A 15,991-nucleotide genomic window follows, 5' to 3' on the forward strand; every position below is an offset into this window, starting at 1 on the left:
TCATTTACCTTCAGAATCTGTAGGCGACGCCGGTTGCGTCGTGGGTGCTGACGGCGCCGGGGCCATCGCGAGCGGTGGAAGACGGCCACCGACTGCCTGCTGCAGGTCGGTCTCCGCGAGCCAGTAGTCCTTCAACGCGTCGATATAGCTGTTAACCGCGCCGACCTGGTCACGCGAATCGGACAGCAGTTCGAACACGCTCGCGAGCATGCCGTTGTAGCGAAGCAGCAGCTCATCCGAAATGGTTTTCCGGATTGGCACGACTTCGTCGCGATAGTGCTTTGCGACGTCGTAGTCAGTCACGTAGGCCGAATACGACTCCCGCACTTCCGACCGAGCGTTAATCGCGGTCTCGGCGACGCGGTTGACCGACTGCATGTAAATCGCTTCGGCGCGCGCAACCTTCGCGCCGCCCCAGTTGAAGACAGGAATCTCGACGCTGATTTCGTAGCCCTGCTCATGGCCGTCGGAGGTCGTGAAATTGTTCTGATATCCGACGTCAAGCGCGTTGATAAAACGCGTCGCCTTGCTGAGACCCAACGAGCTCGCGACACTCTGCGTCTGCAGCTTCGCCGCCTGGATGTCCAGCCGGTTCTGCATCGCGAAGCTCTCGAGGTCGTTCAGTTCGGGACGGTTCTTGGGCAGGTCTGGCAGGCGTTCTGGAAGCGTGTACTGAGTCCCGGCACCCCACAGGCCCATCGTGCGCGTAAGCTTTTCCCGTGCGGACACAGACTGCTGTCGCGTTCTTGCGAGTTGCGCCACCGCGTCTGCGTAAAACGCCTGCTCGCGAGCGTAGTCGAGCTTGCTGAAGTTGCCGGCCTGTTGCATCCGCAACGCCAGTTCGGCACCAGCTTCCGCCGAATCCTTCACCTGCGCGGCATATGCCGCAGCCTGCTCGGCGGCCACCGCGTTGACATAGGCCCGTCGTGCGTCGGCGGCTACCTTGAGCATCGCATCTGCCGCCAGAAGCTTGGTCTGCTCAAAGCGGCGGCTCTCGATGCGCGTCGCCAGCGGCAGTGTGAGCGCGTTCAACAGTCCGAGCGTGAACGTGCGGTTGATGCTCAGGTCGTTGCCCCCGTGAGTGCGGCTAAAACTGAAGCCGGGGTTCGGGAGCCGTCCGGCCTGAACCAGGTCCGCCTCGGAAATACCGAGCTCTCCGTACGAGGCCTGCAGGCCCCGGTTGTTCAGCAGCGCAATCTGGACTGCGTCATCCATGCCCAAAGGCCTGGAAAGGAGTTCCTGCGTTCGCTTCACGACGGCGTCCCGGTCTTGGTCTGTCTTCACCAGTACGGCGTCTTTCCCGAGGCGCTCGGAAGCGGTCGTCGAAACGGTATTGAAGCCGCCGTCCTTCGAAAACGTCGTGCAGCCGGCGAGAAACACCAGCGCGCTGGCAACAGCAAGGGCGCGGCTACTCGAAAAGAAATGCCGCGTCATTTCGCCGGTTCCTCGTGTCTGGAGCTGTGTTCGCTATTTTTTGCGTCTGAGCTGTTGGCGGCCTGCATGTTGCCGTGGCCTATCCCTTTCATCCCCGATGAACTCGTCACGGAACGATTGAGCTCCTGCCAGGTGGGTGCTTTCTGGTCCCGGTATGGCTGGTAGTCCGCGAACGCGGACGGCACGCTGACCGTCGGAACCGATGCGGCAGCGTCGGCCGGGTCAGGAAGTGTGGTGATGGCTTGCACGAGCGCCGGCAACAATGCCGCCGCGCTGAGCAGCGCCGCGATAAACATTCGCATGGATTTTTCTCGTCGTAAGTCACCTGGATGGCCGACGCGCGACCATCAGGGCGAAATTGCGCATCGCAGCCTGAGGCTGCGACAAAGGACTAGACGAGAAAGGTTCGGGGAGGTCGTTCGATGCCGCTAGTCAGAAACGACACGACGTCGGCCGCGGGAGGAAGCGGAACCGCCAAGTGAGCTATGACGGTGGGCGTTGCCACTGTCGGGACGGCAGGTAACGCAACACCGAAGCAACAGGATGCGCACGTCGCGCAAGAATGCGCATGATGTGCGCCTCCATGCTGATGGCTGTGATGAGGTCTATCAGCCATCGCCATACTGCGCATATCATGACCGTTAATCGATTCAGCCTCATGTGCGTGTTGCGCGAACGTCATTTCACCCACGAAATTCGATGACTCGCATTTCATGAAGTTGGCCGCGAACGACTGAACCGGAAGGTTCATTGTCAGCAGCACAATGACGAAAAATTTGCGCCAATACGACATGGTTGCGAAGTCTAGCAGGCAGATTAAGAAGGCTGTAAGGTCAGGAATGCGTCATTGCGTACCCGCGCCCTCTTGGGGCGCAGCGGCTCGCCGTGTACACGCCTCGAACCTTATCGTCGAGTACGTGACGAAGGGGTGGCCGGGACATGACCAATTTTTCATGTTGGCCGAAGATGAAAGAATTGTCATTTTCCCGTCATTTTCGATACACCTTCCCGGCACTACGCTGAGTACACTGATTTGATGCTCATTACTGGCGACGCCTCCCAAAGCCGCCCCCTCCCATGCGGATACTGATAGTCGAAGACGAGCCGAAAATGGCTTCCTACCTGCACAAGGGACTGACGGAGGCCAGCTACACGGTCGACATCGCCGATAACGGCAAAGACGGCCTCTTTCTTGCACTACACGAAAACTTCGACCTGGTCGTCCTCGACGTGATGCTTCCGGAACTTGGCGGTTTCGAAGTACTTAAGCGCCTCAGGGCGCAGAAGCAAACCCCGGTGCTGCTCCTGACAGCTAGAGACACCGTCGAAGACAAGGTAGAAGGTCTCGAGCTTGGCGCCGACGACTACCTGTCAAAACCCTTCGCCTATGCGGAGTTTCTGGCGCGCATTCGCTCGCTGCTGCGGCGCGCCCCCCGCGGGGTTCGGGACGTGCTGGTGATTGCCGACCTCGAGGTCGACCTCATCAAGCGAAGGGTTCGGCGAGGCGACACCCGCATCGACCTTACCGCTCAGGAGTTTGCGCTGCTTCAGTTGCTGGCGGAGCGGCAAGGCGAGGTCCTGACTCGCACCTTCATCACGTCGCAAATCTGGGATATGAACTTCGACAGCGACACGAATGTTGTCGACGTTGCCGTCAAGCGCGTGCGCGCGAAGATTGATAACTCGTTTGATAAAAAACTGCTGCACACGGTCCGAGGCATGGGGTACGTGCTCGAGGACCGCTCGTGACAACCGGTACGTCCTCGTATTCCCTGCTCAAACGATTGACCCTGGCGTTCTCAACGGTCGCCATCCTGGTCTTCGCGCTGACAGGCGCATTCCTGTACCACGCGCTGTCGACCGAGTTGCAGCGACGCGATGACATCGAAATCAGCGGCAAGCTCAGCCAGTTTCTCCAACTGGCACGAGATGCCCGTTCGGCGCAGGCCGTGCGCAATAATCCCTCCGTGTTCCACGAGGTGCTGCTTTCCCACCCCGGCGTCTATCTCGCCATATTCGACCGGCAAGGCGCCGTGCTGCTTCAGCATTCGGACAGGTCGTCCGTCGACCTGACGGCTACGCCAGTTGCCCACCGTCCGAACGCACCGTATGCCTGTGAGCCGCCAGGCATTGGTCCATCCCGCTGTGTCTTTGCAGATGAAACGTTGCCGTATGGTGATTCGGTTCGGGTATTGCTCGTTCGCACGGCGGCCGACCGCCAGTCATTGCTGGAAGGTTATCGTATAGATATCTGGCTTGCGGTGGCCGTCGGCGCGGCACTCGTCGGCGCGTTGGGCTACGCGGTCGCCCGGCGCGGGTTTTCGCCGGTTAGAAGTATTGGGCGTCAAACTTCACGGATTGAAGCTCACAATCTGAGCGAACGGCTCGATATCGAGGGCGGCCCAATCGAGCTTCAGGATATCGCGTTCTCGGTCAATCGCATGCTCGACCGGCTTGAGCGCGCGTTCGTCCGTCTTTCGCAGTTTTCGTCCGACCTTGCGCATGACATGCGCACGCCTCTCGCCAACGTTATCAGCTCATCGCAGGTCACGCTGTCACGTACCCGAACCACCGACGAGTACGAAGCGCTCATTGACTCCAATATCGAAGAGTGTGAGCGACTTCAGCGAATGATTGAAAGCATGCTGTTCCTCGCACGTACAGACAGCGCGCAACAACTCATCAAGGTCGCAGAGTTTGACGCGCAAAGCGAATTGCGCCGGCTCGCGTCCTACTTTCAGGGTCTTGCCGAAGAAGCGGGCGTGCAAATCGCTGTAGAAGGGAACGCCCGGATATCTGCGGATGGGACTCTGTTCAGGCGTGCCGTAAGCAATCTGATTTCAAACGCACTCGACCATGCCTTCGCTGGGTCGTCCGTCGAACTGTCGTCGTTCGATTCGCCGGAGTATGCCGTTGTCGAAGTGACGAACCAGGGACATGCAATTGCGCCGGAACATGTCGACCGGATTTTCGAACGTTTCTATCGAGTCGACGCGTCACGGCACGGTTCGGCCCGAAATGCGGGTCTCGGCCTTGCTATCGTGAAATCCATCATGGAACTGCACCGTGGGAAAGTCGACGTTGCGAGCTATGGCGAACGGACGACTTTCACCTTGTATTTTCCGCGTTCGGTCCCGGTCTAGGCGGTTCGAACGCGAATCAGCAGCAGGCGCGTCACGCAGGCACTTGATCTTCCTGCCATGGGTTCATGCTAAAGGTTCTGGTTTGCTACTGGAGGCGAAAATGGAATTCGAGGTTAAGGATATGTCATGCGACGGGTGCGCCAACTCGATTACGCGCACCGTCACCAACGTCGACCCGGCAGCGAAGCTCGACATCGATGTCACTACCAAAATCATGAAAATCGATTCAGCGATGCCGCCAGAACGTCAGGCCGCTGTGGTTGTGGAAGCGGGATTTCACCCGACAGTCAACGCGTAACCACATCGTCCGGTTCTGTCGCAACAACGCTGTCTGATAAGTTGATGCGGTGAAAGCCGATGCGACTAGAGCGATGAACGATGGTGTGACTTCGGCGATCAGGCAAGTGCCCAAGCGGCTGCACTATCCGCTGGACGTGATGCTGCTGTGCGTGCGCTGGTATGTCGCCTATCCGCTGAGCCTGCGCGATCTTGAGGAGATGATGTCCGAACGGGGCCTGGCGGTGGATCACTCGACGGTTCACCGGTGGGCGCTTAAGCTCTTGCCCATACTGGAAAAGCTCTTTCGGCAGCGCAAGCGCCCGGTTGGCCGCAGCTGGAGGGTGGACGAGACCTACATCAAGGTTAACGGCCGGTGGACATACCTGCACCGGGCAGTCGACAAGGACGGCGACACCGTTGACTTCCTACTGCGGGCGCACCGGGACAAGGCTGCGGCCCGGCGTTACCTTTAGAAAGCGATCCGGTACAACGGCGAGCCCGGGACAGTGACGATCGACAGAAGCGGAGCGAACTTGGCGGCACTGGACGACATCAACTCCAGGCGCGAGCAGCAGATCAAGATCCGTCAGGTGAAGTACCTCAACAATATTGTGGAGCAGGATCATCGCGCGATCAAACGCCGCACGCGGCCAATGATTGGATTGAAGAAGTTCTGATGTGCGCGCATCCTGCTCGGCGGCATTGAGTTGATGCACATGATCGCCAAAGGGCAGATGAAGGCCGATGGCAGGAACAAGACATCTGCAGAGCAGTTTTACTCGCCGGTTAGATAAGGATTGCTACTTGTTTCAGGAAAAGTCCGTCTAGACCTACCTAACGCGACAGAACCCTTGCGCGCGCACTACGGTCTGGGATCGACGCCAGCATGTCGACTTTCTTCTTGAAATCATTCCGGCGGGGATAAAAGCGTGAGATGCGAAGCCACTACGTGAAAAAAAGCCGCGTTTTGCTGTAACCCGCTCTCGCCCTATCCCGATCTATCAGATAGCCAGCCTGAATCGGCGGCAGCACGATGAGAACCTTGTCGGTTGCATCGAAATGCCACGCCGATCAGGCGGCGCATCGGCGACACGGCCTAGTGAATGATGCCACATTCAGACGGCTCGCATTTCCGCTCCCCCGCGTCGCGCCGTACATCAACTCTTCAGAGGATTCAACATGCGAGTTCGCAAAGTGATGGCCACATGGGCAATGAGCGGACGAGCAACAAAGCGACGGATCGCGCGGGCTTGAAGTTTGCGGATTGTACCCCCTTCGCAGGTATGGGCGGCGTCCCCCACTACCCGGAGCCCGACGGTTGCAGAGCGAAGAGACATCCGTTTTCAATGAACTGGGAATATTCAGACGCTCCGATGTGTTGACACAGGTGAATCGCAAACAACACACACCGCCAAATTTCTCTCCCGGATGTGAGACGGCAACCGGAGTTTCTTCCTGCGGAACCATCGAATGGATCATCTGCTTTCTATTAGGGCGTTCGTCGCCGTCATCAAGTTTCAAAGCTTCACGACAGCGGCGAAACATTTGGGGATGTCGCCCGCTACGTTATCCCGTGCGATCACGAGCCTGGAGTCGCATACAAGCACCAGATTGGTCAATCGGTCAACACGCCACGTCTCGCTCGCAGACGACGCCCGAGCGTACTTCGCTTCATGCGCGGAGATTCTGGACCGGCTCGATCGCGAGGAGTTACGGCTTGCAGAGCAGCGCAACACCCAAAAGGGCGTACTTCGGCTCGCCGCCCATCCATTCGCGGTCGAGACTGGTCTGTCACAACTCATTGATGAATATCTGTTGGCGACGCCCGACATACGCGTTGCGGTAACGACAACCGGCGAGCCTTTGCGCCTCGAACACGGTAACTATGATGCGGCAATTTATCCCGCTTTTCTGGTTCAGGACGCAGCTGCAATTTGCCGTCCGCTCGTTCGTTCCAGTTCAGTGCTCGTCGCAACACGCGCGTATCTCGATGCAGGTCCACCCGTACCATCATCGCTCGATCTTACGGGTCATACATTCATCAATACGCGAGCAAGCAAATGGGATCCCGAATGCGGTTCGGTTAAAGTAGCAGGGATTTCGCTCCCGCACAACGCACGGCTTCACGCCGTGATGGATGAATGCATCGCCGTGCAGCTTGCGTTAAACGGTTATGGCATCGCACTTTTGCCTACGCGCATCGCTCAACGGTATATGAAGAGCGGACGTCTGGTGCGTGTGCTGCCCGAGTACGAGTTGACCGATCCCGTGGCCGAGCTCGATATCGCATTTGTACATCGTCGTACTTTGCCCAGGCGGGTGAGGGACTTCGTGGATCACTGCGTTTCCTTTTTTCGGGAATCTGAGCAGCCAGACCGACGAGTATCGCCTCGCTCACGCAAAATCGTGCTAACTGGTTTGAGAGACGCCAACGCCGAGGATGCGGCGATTCTGGAACACGCGTCCCGATGACGACCTCAAACACTCTCACCATCGTTCTAAGGGCGACAATTAGCCTTGGGACGACGCAGGAGCTAGCTCGGATTGGTCGCGTCCGTTGCGCCTCCGCATTTCCGCTCTTTAACGGAACCGCCTGCAACGTGTAGCCCTCACCGCCCTTCCCGTCCGAATAGCGCGTTCATTGAATTGCGGACGTCAAACCCTGATTTGCTCGCGGTGCGCGGCACCCCGGACATGATGAACACGTTCGGCAGTGTCCCGAGCACGATGCCGCAGTGGCGCGTCTGGTGCCACACTTTGCACGATCGCGCGGCAAGAAACAGCTCATCTTCTTCCCATCCCGATATAGACTGAAACTGGACCTGCTGCCGGGTTGTCCCAATTGAGAGCCCGGTGCTGCGCAGGCTTGCGCGATTCATCCTCATTGGAGGCGCACATGTCGACTGCAATCATCACAACACAGAATGACGGCCCGTACCACATCACAGGTGACTTCCAGATTACCACCCAGAGCGGGCAACCAATCGCCGCGGGCAAGAACGAAGTCTGGCTATGCCGGTGCGGTCAGTCGAGCCACAAGCCACTGTGCGACGGCTCACACAAGAAAGTTAGGTTCTCGAGCAATCTCGACGAAGAGCCGCAAAAAGGGCAAACACCTTGATGCGGTGATTGTACTTCTCATGCAGAATCTAGCGGTCGCGGAGCCGCGAGCCGCCGCCCGCAGCAAGGGTTCGCGGTTCAGCGAACATTGCACGATGGCGAGCCGCGCGAGTCATTGATGTATTGGCTATTTTCCGTAGAAACCGCCAGAATTTACTGAGATGGACCCGACGCCCCCTTCGGGGACACTGACGATCCCGAAATCTGACGTGTAGATGCCCATCATAAATCGACATCCTCGGTATTGATCTCGCAAAGCAAGGATGTCGAACTCATGCGCCCGGCGACGGACATGTTCAAGCCTCGCGAGGTGCGGCGCAAGCGGATCGGAAATGGACGGATCCAGGCGTAGCCAATGCGGCCAGGCCGCATCGAATTGCGCCCGGGTGTGCGAGTCGCCGCTCGCGAACAGCGTGACGTCGTGGCCGATGTAAAGGAGCGATCTGTGCAACACGCATTGGGCAACTCCCTCGTGTGCTGATTCCACGCGAGCACGAGGGAAACCAGGAGATAGCGCAACGCAGTCCGTTGATCCGACCTGCTCGAACCGGGCGCGGGCGTCTGCTGCGACGACCGGCTGGTTACGAATCGCATACGGCGTTCCCGACGATCGCGCTCGCGCGGGAATCGGCGATCCGGCCTGCAGGCTACCCGAGCACCAACGTGTCTCAGGGGCGCCCACAGTCGGCAGGGCAGACGTGAGCTATATCACGAACCTTGTTCGCCCCCCACTGAGAGGACCAGCAGAATCCGGGAGCGGCCACCGCGCAGGTATTATCAGTGCGCGTCTTCAGATGAACCGCGTGTGCCCATCCAACCAGGCATCAATACGATCACCCTCGGTACCGCAACAGGTTAGCGAGGGCGAACGCTCAACGCCGGGCGCTGCCCCAGTCCCACCAGTCGCGATGGTAATCCAGTCGTCCGAGCAGTTTTCGGTGCATCTGCTCCCGGTGATAGTGAACGGCGACGAACGCCGTTGCAGACTAAGAGGCGCGCTGGCGATTGTCCGTAAAGATCAGCGCATGGTGCGCAGGGTTGAATCCAGAGTTCCACGTTAGAACTCCTGCAGCGTACGCCGAGCAGGAATATAAGGCATGTGCGGAACGGACTCAGCCATTGTTCACGAAACCGCCGCCCTGGAGCCTCGTCTCATCGCGCTGCATGCGCTCGATCGCCCAGGATCCAGCTTCAGACATTGCCTCGTCGCGACTATCGAATTCGGCGAGGATTCGGTGCTTAACAGAAGGCGTAAATTCCTTCGCATGGCGAGCACATCGGACGCCGCGCTCGACGATCCAACGGTCCGTCGGTGCCGTGGCTTCGCGAAGCTTTGGGACTGCAATGGCCTCGCCGTCGCGAGCCTGTATGCGCTGCGCTCGACCAACCCAGCCGCGCTGTGGGCGCATCACGATCCAGTCCGCCCCGACAACGACAGACCGTTGGATCGTCGCGCGCGAATACAGTGACGTCGTGTGCGCGTGGGGGTCGAATGCCAAGCCTCAGCGCGCCGCTCGTGTCGCCAGCATCCTGACCGGCGCTGGCGCGCGCTCTGGTGTCTCGGCACGACGAAGGACGGCTCGCCTCGCCATCCGCTTTACGTTCGCGCCGACCAGCCTTTTATCAAGTGGACGCCCCCCAATACGCAGCCCGCGAGAGTGCTGAAGGAGGTGCAGCGTGAACCTATCGCGGAAAACCGCCCTTAATCGCATCGCGTGCTCTGCGCTCGCAATCCCGGATCGCACCCTCTTCGTTGCGGAAGAGTCGCCCGAACCCTGTCACGATCCTACGGCCAACCCGACGTCGAATTCAGGAGGCGCCGTCTGTCGGGCGAGCGCCGGAGCCTGACAAAATAAAGCAAAGAACCGGGTCAGCACCACGTCGAACCGCTCGTCAGGCAGATTGCACGAGTCAGCGGCGCGACTGCATTCCTTCGCGCAACGCCACCAGGCCAAGCGCTAGCATCTCCGCCGCAAGCGGCAACTGCGCTCCGGTGCATTCTGCGATCGCCGAAATGCAGCCCGCCATATGCTCCTGCCGCTTTCGAAACAGTGAGCAGAACTTCGCGCGGAACCGCTAGTCTCGGGCCGAGTGCAGTTTCGCTTCCATCCACAAGAGATACGACTCGGGCAGGTCGTTCAGCCTTCGAAAGCAGTCGAGAGATGCTGCCATCATATCTTCGCCAGTGGTGCACCGATCAAAGATCCACTGTGCTTCAGCTTCGACATCGTCGTGATCGCGCTGAAGCAATTCGAGCAGCAGATCTGTCCTGCCTTCGAAGTTCGAATAGAACGCGCCGCGCCAGTATCCGGCTGTGGCCGCGATATCTTCGACGCTCGCCTCAATGAAACCCTTCGTCGAAAAGATATCGCGCGCTGCATTCAGCAGACGTTCGCTCGTCTGCTCCTTGCTTTGCTCTCTGGTCAGACGCTTCGGCTTCACTGGCGGAAGATCTCGTTGGAATGTGCGGCGCGCAATATGCTATGCCGCCTTCATCATGTGCTCCACCACCTTCTTCGCATCGCCGAACACCATCATCGTCTTGTCCATGTAAAACAGTTCGTTGTCGAGACCGGCATAACCCGGCGCCATCGACGCAGGACATCGTACAGCTCGTCGGTGCGCCGACAGGTTGTTGCTCAATGACGTCGCGAACGTGTTACCCGCTACCCCCGCCTTCAGTTTTTGTCACCCTCTCAGGGCCTGACGTACATTGCCCCTGGCCGCCGCCAGGCGCACCTTAGCCGCCTCCGCATCAATGCCACATTTGAGCGCCACAATCGCCACCTTTACCTGATATCCGCATAAGACAAGCGTATGGCGGGCAATTTCCTCCGATACGCCCGTCGCGTGCATGGTCAGGCTGATGGCCCGGTGCACCAGCTTTGCATTGACCGGGCGCAGGTCGACCATAAGGTTTCCATATACCTTGTTCAATCCCACCATCAAGGCACTCGAGAAACTGTTCAAGGCAATCTTCTGCGCCGTCCCGGCCTTCAGACGCGTACTACCCGAAATGATTTCCGCCCCGGTCACAAGCGCAATGCCGATTTGTGCGGCAGTCAGCACCGGGGCGTTCGGGTTATTTGCGAATCCGATCGTGAGTGAACCGCTGGCCCGTGCCGCACGCAGCGCTCCCAGCACGTAAGGGGTACAACCCGACGCCGCAATTGCGAGCACCACGTCGTTGGCTACCGGCCGCACAGCCAGCAGATCCGCCTCGCCTTGCTGATCGTTGTCCTCGGCGCCCTCCACTGCATCGGCAAGTGCGTCGGCACCGCCAGCCACCAGAGCAATCGCGCGGGACCGAGGCCACGAGAAGGTTGGATACAGTTCTACCGCATCAAGCAGTCCAAGACGCCCAGAGGTGCCGGCACCCACGTAGATGAGACGGCCTCCTGCCGCAATTCGGGGGATCGATTCACGTACCGCTTCGGCCAACCGTAGGCGGACAGCCCAGACCGCCTGAGCGGCGTTAAGCTGATCCTCAACCAGAACCTCGACCAGCCGATCGACAGGGTACAGGTCAAGGTCGGGATGCTGCGGGTGCGGATTTTCTGTACTGTTTTGCATCGCGATTCATTCCGGGCGAAAATGCGGTCGCCAAAGACGGAGTTGTCCACATAACCACGGGTCACCCATTCATTACACCCTTTCCTAGATTAATCCGATTCAACAACTCCCAAAAGGCTTGTTTGCGCAGCATCCTTCGCGCCTCGTAAAGGGCTGGTTTTTGTGATGTTTATCTCCGATTCCATCTATCCGTGCAACAACCGTCTGCGGTCCGCCGCACGCTTTCTCTTAGGAATAGCTGCGTTTTTGCCCAATTAACGAGAACTCGGGGGACGAGCAGGTAACGATCGTGGCGCAAACGCTGCACTACTATTCAACCCATCATCATTATTGGTGCGGCGAGATGCGCTGATGCCTTCAATCCGTGATAACTGCCTCCTTGAACTAACCCGCTGACGCGGGAGACGGCGGTCGGCCAGGGGCATCGGCTCCGGGACCGTCAACGATGAACCCCGCATGCGCGTCTTTCGCGATCCGTGGCTCACGCAGTCGTTTCCCTCCATAACCGCTTCGAAGTGACTCCGCCCGCCATCTCCATTTTGACTGATCTGAACAGTATATTCACGCGACGTGATCCGGGATTGTGTTCACGATCATTGAATACAGATGGTCGAGATCACCCTCGAGTTCGCTGCTGTCGAACGGGTCGCGATTGGCGCCAAACGCTTCATCCAGTTCTATCCAATCCGCAGTGGTAAGGCATCGCAGCGCAGCGGGCAAAACCACTTCCTCTTCCAGCCGCCTGTGGTTACCGTAAAACGCTGCGTATTCCTCGACCATCTTCCGCAATGCAGGAACCTCTGAATCACCGGCCACCTCATATCGCACCAGGGCACGTTCAAGATTTCGCACCCGCGCTTCACCCTGTACATGCTGCGCCTCCAGTTCGTCGATGACATCGTCCAGTTCATTCGTGCGCAATCGCAAGCGCATGAATAAATATTTGTCTTCCTTAGGGTGATGCACCTGTTCCGGATATTCCCGAATGTAGTAAAGCATGGCCCGCAACACCATAGGTCCGGGCGCATGTGCACTCGCGTCCAAGGAGTCCACAAACCGCGTCATCCCGTTGACCACTGTCGAGAGCTGCTGATGCTCGTGGATGATCGTCTGTACCGCCCTTCGCGCTAATGGTTGTTGCATGTCATTCTCCGCCTATAGGCCGTAGCAAATGCGTACCATTTGCTGCGTCATTTCCACTAACCCGGGCATAAACTAGCGCATCCGTCCGACTGATCTGAGTATTGAGCGGCCTTGTGGAGTCAAACGCACATGTGCGTATCCTGAGGCCAGCTTTTCTAGCGAAACAAGCTGACGCTCGCACAAGGCACCCAGATCCTCAAGATCCAGATTGTTCGAATTCTGGTTAGTCTCAAGCAGCATGAGCGCTGCAATCTCATGTGGGCTGAGCATTGTCGTCTCCGTTGATCAGAGTCCCCGCGCTTCGGGTCACGTTTCAAGAATAGATGCTCACCAAAGGTTGTCGACGCGCATTTTGTCGCATGCTGCTGGACTTCAAGTCGAAAAGCGCAATAGATGTCTTCGGGAAGACAACTGACGAATGCGATCTCCCCGCCTTCGCCGTTACGGCAGCACCTGCAGCGCGAAGTCGCAAGCAAGCACCGTAGCCGACAACAAGAGACCAAGTGCGATATTGGGAACGCGGCGCCCGAGGTCGGGGTGTCCGCCTGCCCACGCTAAGAAGAGAAAACAAGATTCGATGACGATCTGCGTTGCAAACAGCACGAACATCAATGTGAACTCATAGCCCATCTCCTTGAACACCGATAAATTCAGACCGTAGTTGACGACCCAATATGCGATGCGATAAACCTCATAGACCGCAAGGAGTATCGGAAAGAAATAGTTCGCCACATAGGTCGGGAAGGTGGCGTGCCGAAAGTGAAGATGAAAATTGGGGGCGAGTTGCATGAACCTGCTCCTCTGGGAACCCGTCTCTATTCCCACCGCGCAGGTGGGTAGTCTGGTCACGGCGTCCCGGCGCGCCACCACGTTGAACACCTAGCCGTTGCCCTCCTGGCCCCGTACCAGGAGCACTGGACATGTTGCGATGCGCACGAATCTTTCCGCGACACTGCCCAGCATTAGGCGGCGTACGCCATTTCGCCCACGCGTACCGATCACGACAAGATCTGCGCCGTATCCATCCACCCGGCGTAGAAGGCATGAGGCGACATCATCAGAGAGGCTCTCGAGTCCGGTCACCGAAACGTCGCCGGTGACGCCGCCCTCACTGAAGTTTCTTCGCGGATTCGCGACAACAAGTCTGGCCTCTTCATGTGAGACGGCCTGCATCGCTGCCCGATCACCGCAGTATTCGTACATGGTGCTGCGCAATTCGCATGTATGGCGCTTGTGCCAGTACTACTCGATTACGTTCGGCGGCTTCACGGCCCTGTCTCTCTGGATACCGCAGTACCTGAAGGCCGAGTATGGGATGTCGCTAGTAGTGGCGTCCGCGTTCACCACCGGCTTTTCGCTCCCGGGGTCGGTTCTGCGCGCAGTGGGAGGCGTGCTCGCGGATCGCTTCGGCACGCATAGCGTGACGTGGTGGGGCCTTTGGGTCGCGTGGATCTGCCTGTTCCTGCTGTCGTATCCTTCCACCGATTTCGTCATTCACACGATAACGGCACCGTGAGCCTCCATATCGAGGTCACGCTGATCGTACTTGTCCTGCTGACGTTTGCACTTGGCGCCGAGTTTGCGTTCGGGATGGCGTCGACGTTCAAGTATGTTGCTGACGACTTCGCCGATAACATGGGCGTGGTGACGGGTATTGTCGGCCTCGCAGGCGGGCTTGGCGGCTTCTTGCTGCCGATTTTGTTTGGCTTGCTGCTCGACTTCTTCAGGGTCCGCTCGACGTGTTTCATGTTTCTTTACGGCGTCGTCTGGGTCTCGCTGGTCCTGATTTATCTGTCGGAAGTCAGGCGAACGCCCGCCGCCGGACGAGCAACCGGTTAGCTTTCGTCCCTCTCCGGACCCATCTGAGCAGCTGAGTCGGACCCGCCTGGCTTACGAACCAATGCGCACCAGTTGGACGAGGGACGCCTGTTGCGGGAACGTCGAATCGAGCCTGCCCAGGCGGATTTCCCGCCTCTCGCTCCAATAGGCGGAAACAATATTCCATCTGCTTGAGCGAGTGTTCTGCGCCGCTCGATCTGCACCGGTATTCGCAAGACCGTCGATAAGTGTCCGCTGCTGGAACAGATGGTCACGAAATAAACGGACCGACGCCCGCGTTGCGGCTTCAAAGTCCACCTGTCATTCGTGTTCATCAATCTTTCTAGTGCAACCACCTGATCAGGACGTCCTTGGCAATGGCCGTAACTAACCTATGAGCGGACTTCTATGGCGTAAAGCCTAATGTCCGTACATGGCCGGACTGAGACCCGGCCGCTTCGCGCTCACGTGCACGCACGGCCGCGCAGCCTGTCGTGTTGAAGCATAGAACAAAGCAGTTCCCGGTCCGGCACCCGCCCTTCAGGCCCTCTGTAGTATGTCGATTGCCTGTTCGGCATCATCTAACGAGTCGACCGCGATATAAGCAATGAACTGTGTGCCAAGTACAGCGGCGGAAACGCCGCGGAGGTTGATCCCCCCATCTGCCAACATCCGGGTCAACTGTGCGATGATCCCCAGTTGGTCCAGGCCCATTACACGGACGGAGTGAAGGCTCGGGGTAACGTTGAAGCCCACCTGTGTCGCGGCACGGATCTCCTGTTCCCCCTGCAGCGGTGCGACAAACACGACCCCCTTGCCCGATGCTTCCGGCGCGCGACGTGCGACGACGAACTGCAAGTCTGCGCCAGCATCCCGCAAAGCGCTTAATACCTGCGCCAGCCCGCCCGGTTTGTCCTCGATGGTAGCAGCCCAAACATCGACGCGTTCTACGCTCAGTTCCATGGCAGTCCCTCCCGCCTGATGCATCTCCCAATAAAAATCTACGTCACCAACGGCACGCGAGCAAGGTCGGCAGCGTAAGCGACACACGGGAATACCGGAACCCCGGACCGGAACCATGAAGTTTCACGCTATGCAACGCCGGCACTGTGCGCCCGAGAAACACCCGTTTCGGTTTGTCGTCATGCGACGCTTCTTCCGGCAATCGGCCGATATTGTCGCGCGCTGACCATCCCGATAGCAGACGAGAATCTGCGGCGTGCCAGTTCGCAAGGGATGCGGTACATCATGCAACGCTCGCGCGGGGGCGGAACCAACGATTGTGCGCGGCCACCCATGCCATTCTTCTCTCGCGTAACTCCGATCTGCCTGCAGAGTGACAAGGTCGAACGGGCTCGCCAGATCAGTCAGGCGTTCGCCGCACAATGGGCCAACTTCATCCAACGGTCGCGTCTCGACCCACTTCGGCCTTTTGGACTGCGAACGTCCCAAGCTCGGTCGATCTGTGACACTTGAAAGGC

General features: G+C 58.5%; 17 protein-coding genes and 3 pseudogenes. 8 read left to right on the forward strand and 12 right to left on the reverse strand.

Features of this window, described 5'->3' with window-relative positions; genetic code table 11:
• Together SB822_RS36370 and SB822_RS36375 are read right to left on the reverse strand one after the other, a co-directional pair.
• Entirely contained in the window at positions 1 to 1,434 is a 1,434-nt protein-coding gene (locus tag SB822_RS36370) for a TolC family protein (protein WP_410856832.1), read from the reverse strand.
• Positions 1,431 to 1,736 (reverse strand): hypothetical protein, encoded by a 306-nt coding sequence (locus tag SB822_RS36375; RefSeq protein ID WP_007589570.1) that lies wholly within the window; start codon positions 1,734 to 1,736, stop codon positions 1,431 to 1,433. Before SB822_RS36375 ends, SB822_RS36370 begins: the two co-directional genes overlap by 4 nt.
• Positions 1,737 to 2,511: 775 nt before the next feature.
• Between SB822_RS36375 and SB822_RS36380 the strand changes: the two genes are divergently transcribed.
• From SB822_RS36380 to SB822_RS36405, 6 genes and pseudogenes are all read left to right on the forward strand, one after another.
• Positions 2,512 to 3,183: a heavy metal response regulator transcription factor gene (locus tag SB822_RS36380; RefSeq protein ID WP_007589572.1), complete on the forward strand. Its 672-nt coding sequence runs from the start codon at positions 2,512 to 2,514 to the stop codon at positions 3,181 to 3,183.
• On the forward strand, positions 3,180 to 4,577 hold the full coding sequence (locus SB822_RS36385; protein ID WP_410856833.1) for a heavy metal sensor histidine kinase: 1,398 nt from the start codon (positions 3,180 to 3,182) through the stop codon (positions 4,575 to 4,577). Before SB822_RS36380 ends, SB822_RS36385 begins: the two co-directional genes overlap by 4 nt.
• A 100-nt stretch (positions 4,578 to 4,677) precedes the next feature.
• Entirely contained in the window at positions 4,678 to 4,875 is a 198-nt protein-coding gene (locus SB822_RS36390; protein WP_410856834.1) for a heavy-metal-associated domain-containing protein, read from the forward strand.
• A 73-nt stretch (positions 4,876 to 4,948) separates the two neighbouring features.
• Positions 4,949 to 5,650 (forward strand): annotated as a pseudogene (locus SB822_RS36395) (IS6 family transposase).
• A 676-nt stretch (positions 5,651 to 6,326) separates the two neighbouring features.
• Positions 6,327 to 7,328 (forward strand): LysR family transcriptional regulator, encoded by a 1,002-nt coding sequence (locus SB822_RS36400; protein ID WP_007732453.1) that lies wholly within the window; start codon positions 6,327 to 6,329, stop codon positions 7,326 to 7,328.
• Positions 7,329 to 7,752: 424 nt separating this feature from the next.
• Positions 7,753 to 7,977 carry a CDGSH iron-sulfur domain-containing protein gene (locus SB822_RS36405; protein ID WP_007732454.1) on the forward strand — a complete coding sequence of 75 codons (225 nt, stop codon included), beginning with the start codon at positions 7,753 to 7,755 and terminating at the stop codon, positions 7,975 to 7,977.
• A gap of 240 nt (positions 7,978 to 8,217) precedes the next feature.
• On the opposite strand, the pseudogene SB822_RS36410 reads toward SB822_RS36405, so the two are convergent.
• Positions 8,218 to 8,463, reverse strand: a pseudogene (locus SB822_RS36410) (hypothetical protein); the annotation flags it as partial.
• A gap of 778 nt (positions 8,464 to 9,241) precedes the next feature.
• Between SB822_RS36410 and SB822_RS36415 the strand changes: the two are divergent.
• Entirely contained in the window at positions 9,242 to 9,445 is a 204-nt protein-coding gene (locus SB822_RS36415) for a DUF1643 domain-containing protein (RefSeq protein WP_410856835.1), read from the forward strand.
• A gap of 607 nt (positions 9,446 to 10,052) precedes the next feature.
• Here the strand turns inward: SB822_RS36415 and SB822_RS36420 are convergent.
• The 7 genes from SB822_RS36420 to SB822_RS36450 all read right to left on the reverse strand — a co-directional run bounded on the left by SB822_RS36420 (position 10,053) and on the right by SB822_RS36450 (position 13,895).
• Positions 10,053 to 10,418 (reverse strand): TetR/AcrR family transcriptional regulator, encoded by a 366-nt coding sequence (locus tag SB822_RS36420; protein WP_318268127.1) that lies wholly within the window; start codon positions 10,416 to 10,418, stop codon positions 10,053 to 10,055.
• A gap of 39 nt (positions 10,419 to 10,457) precedes the next feature.
• Entirely contained in the window at positions 10,458 to 10,658 is a 201-nt protein-coding gene (locus tag SB822_RS36425; protein ID WP_410856876.1) for an NAD(P)(+) transhydrogenase (Re/Si-specific) subunit beta, read from the reverse strand.
• Positions 10,659 to 10,664: 6 nt separating this feature from the next.
• Entirely contained in the window at positions 10,665 to 11,549 is an 885-nt protein-coding gene (locus SB822_RS36430) for an N-acetylmuramic acid 6-phosphate etherase (protein ID WP_007732467.1), read from the reverse strand.
• A 561-nt stretch (positions 11,550 to 12,110) separates the two neighbouring features.
• Positions 12,111 to 12,692 carry a hemerythrin domain-containing protein gene (locus tag SB822_RS36435; RefSeq protein ID WP_007587545.1) on the reverse strand — a complete coding sequence of 194 codons (582 nt, stop codon included), beginning with the start codon at positions 12,690 to 12,692 and terminating at the stop codon, positions 12,111 to 12,113.
• Between the two features lie 72 nt (positions 12,693 to 12,764).
• Positions 12,765 to 12,962 carry a hypothetical protein gene (locus SB822_RS36440; protein ID WP_007732468.1) on the reverse strand — a complete coding sequence of 66 codons (198 nt, stop codon included), beginning with the start codon at positions 12,960 to 12,962 and terminating at the stop codon, positions 12,765 to 12,767.
• 171 nt (positions 12,963 to 13,133) lie between these two features.
• Positions 13,134 to 13,481: a hypothetical protein gene (locus tag SB822_RS36445; RefSeq protein WP_410856836.1), complete on the reverse strand. Its 348-nt coding sequence runs from the start codon at positions 13,479 to 13,481 to the stop codon at positions 13,134 to 13,136.
• Between the two features lie 90 nt (positions 13,482 to 13,571).
• Positions 13,572 to 13,895, reverse strand: a complete 324-nt coding sequence (locus SB822_RS36450; protein WP_410856837.1) for a universal stress protein — start codon at positions 13,893 to 13,895, stop codon at positions 13,572 to 13,574.
• On the opposite strand from SB822_RS36450, the pseudogene SB822_RS36455 reads away from it, so the two are divergent.
• A pseudogene (locus tag SB822_RS36455) lies at positions 13,888 to 14,531 on the forward strand (MFS transporter); the annotation flags it as partial. The gene SB822_RS36450 and the pseudogene SB822_RS36455 sit on opposite strands and share 8 nt — an antisense overlap.
• A 51-nt stretch (positions 14,532 to 14,582) precedes the next feature.
• On the opposite strand, the gene SB822_RS36460 reads toward SB822_RS36455, so the two are convergent.
• Both SB822_RS36460 and SB822_RS36465 read right to left on the reverse strand, forming a co-directional pair.
• Positions 14,583 to 14,828: a hypothetical protein gene (locus tag SB822_RS36460; protein ID WP_410856838.1), complete on the reverse strand. Its 246-nt coding sequence runs from the start codon at positions 14,826 to 14,828 to the stop codon at positions 14,583 to 14,585.
• 222 nt (positions 14,829 to 15,050) lie between these two features.
• Complete coding sequence (locus SB822_RS36465) at positions 15,051 to 15,473, reverse strand: ACT domain-containing protein (RefSeq protein ID WP_007587547.1); 423 nt, start codon at positions 15,471 to 15,473, stop codon at positions 15,051 to 15,053.
• Positions 15,474 to 15,991 lie beyond the last annotated feature (518 nt).

Source organism: Paraburkholderia sp. SIMBA_054 (assembly GCF_046534875.1).
Lineage (GTDB): Bacteria > Pseudomonadota > Gammaproteobacteria > Burkholderiales > Burkholderiaceae > Paraburkholderia > Paraburkholderia hospita.